Annotated in this window: 3 protein-coding genes; 1 reads left to right on the top strand and 2 read right to left on the bottom strand. The window is 49.0% G+C overall.

The features are described 5' to 3' along the window. Window positions 1–348: 348 nt before the first annotated feature. Both RTW80_RS25385 and RTW80_RS25380 read right to left on the bottom strand, forming a co-directional pair. Window positions 349–507 (bottom strand): AlpA family transcriptional regulator, encoded by a 159-nt coding sequence (locus RTW80_RS25385; RefSeq protein WP_049066248.1) that lies wholly within the window; start codon window positions 505–507, stop codon window positions 349–351. Beyond that, the gene (locus RTW80_RS25380) at window positions 461–817 is read right to left on the bottom strand and encodes a hypothetical protein (RefSeq protein ID WP_233142077.1); all 357 of its coding nucleotides are present in this window, start codon (window positions 815–817) and stop codon (window positions 461–463) included. The genes RTW80_RS25385 and RTW80_RS25380 overlap by 47 nt, the downstream gene beginning before the upstream one ends. A gap of 391 nt (window positions 818–1,208) precedes the next feature. Here RTW80_RS25380 and RTW80_RS25370 point away from each other — a divergent pair. Continuing rightward, a partial coding sequence (locus RTW80_RS25370) for a PerC family transcriptional regulator (protein ID WP_140428303.1) occupies window positions 1,209–1,300 on the top strand: 92 nt, incomplete at its 3' end.

Genomic DNA, 1,300 nt, shown 5'->3' with positions numbered 1-1,300 from the left:
AGCATTGCGTTCAGGCTTAGTCAAAATTAGTGTTGCGAGCGGACCTATTAGTAATTGTTGGTGCGATGCGTCTGTTATGGATTGTTATGGTTGTGGCAGGCCTGATTAATATCCAGTATGACCACCAGCTATGAGAGGCCACCTCAGTGGTTCGCAGTTGCAGGTTTGCACTCAGGTTCGCAGGGTTTTGGCTACTTTCACGTGCGAACCTGCAGAATTGCAAAGGACAACTAAGTCCTCTGGCCAACTCCCGGTTTATGAGCGACACAGTCCGCCTGGCGCATCGTTTTCGTCGAGTGCGCCCATCAGCTTGTCCATGGACTATCCACCACTCGATATTAAAGCTAATCATTGGTTGCCAGCCCGCGAATCAAGTTTGTTCTGGATCCAAGCTTCAACCTCCTCAAGCGACCATCTAGCTGATCTACCAATTTTAACTGGCTGTGGAAACGTGCCCGTCTTAACCCATGAGTAGATTGCCGTTTTCTTGAAGCCCGTTCTGAGCATGACTTCGCTTAATTTGATAAGGCGCATAGAGGCTCCTCTGCTTTAGATTAAGCATAGTGACAATCTGGCTTTGGGTGGTATCCAAAAGCGAGGTATCCATGTTGGTATCCACCAAAACGCTGTTTACCAAAAAGTTACCACCGGAACAGGACATTTTGAGCTGTAACTTAACACATAGCATATGGAGTTCACGCATAGACTTCACGCACAACGGCTCTGGCCAGTGAAGAATCACCCTGGCTAGCAATATAATGCCGATCACCATCAGAGGGGAATCCATGACACCACGAGAAATCGAGCTGCTGACCATTGCCAAGCTGGAGCATGGCGGCCACCAGCTCAGCCCGGCAGAACTGCGGGAATTAAGGCGCCAGCTGGCAGAGGGCCCTGTAATAGCCAGGCGGTACCGCGAAATGATGACCAGCCCCGCATATCGCTGGAGCAAACCAGCGCCGCTCCGTGCGCGGTGAGCAGCACCTAACCAGCACTAGACAAGCCCTGTGCTGGTGAATGTCCCTCATAATTAGCGGTTTTTAAACGGCGTGTTGGTTCACGGCCTCTTTTTGTTGGTTCAAAAATGGGGTGTGTTGGTTCACTTTTTGCGAATAATTCTTTTAAAAACAATACTCTTTACAAATTGAACCAACTGAACCAACTGAACCAACACCTTTTTGCTTATCTATATAATCTGAGAGGCAGAAATGATAAGGGACAGGAAAGCTGAAGAGCTGGAGTCAAAAGGGCTATACCGGAGAGCTGCCGCACGATGGATGGAAGTCATGCTGTTATGCAC

It is taken from the genome of Escherichia sp. AM3, assembly GCF_032029835.1.
Lineage (GTDB): Bacteria > Pseudomonadota > Gammaproteobacteria > Enterobacterales > Enterobacteriaceae > Escherichia > Escherichia coli.
Note: the sequence above shows the minus strand (reverse complement) of the source record. Positions and strands in the feature narration are given on the sequence as shown.

Bases quoted from the DNA above. Each gene is read 5' to 3' on its own strand.
- RTW80_RS25380 (WP_233142077.1), bottom strand. From the start codon at position 817: ATGGTCAGCAGCTCGATTTCTCGTGGTGTCATGGATTCCCCTCTGATG.
- RTW80_RS25385 (WP_049066248.1), bottom strand. From the start codon at position 507: ATGCTCAGAACGGGCTTCAAGAAAACGGCAATCTACTCATGGGTTAAG.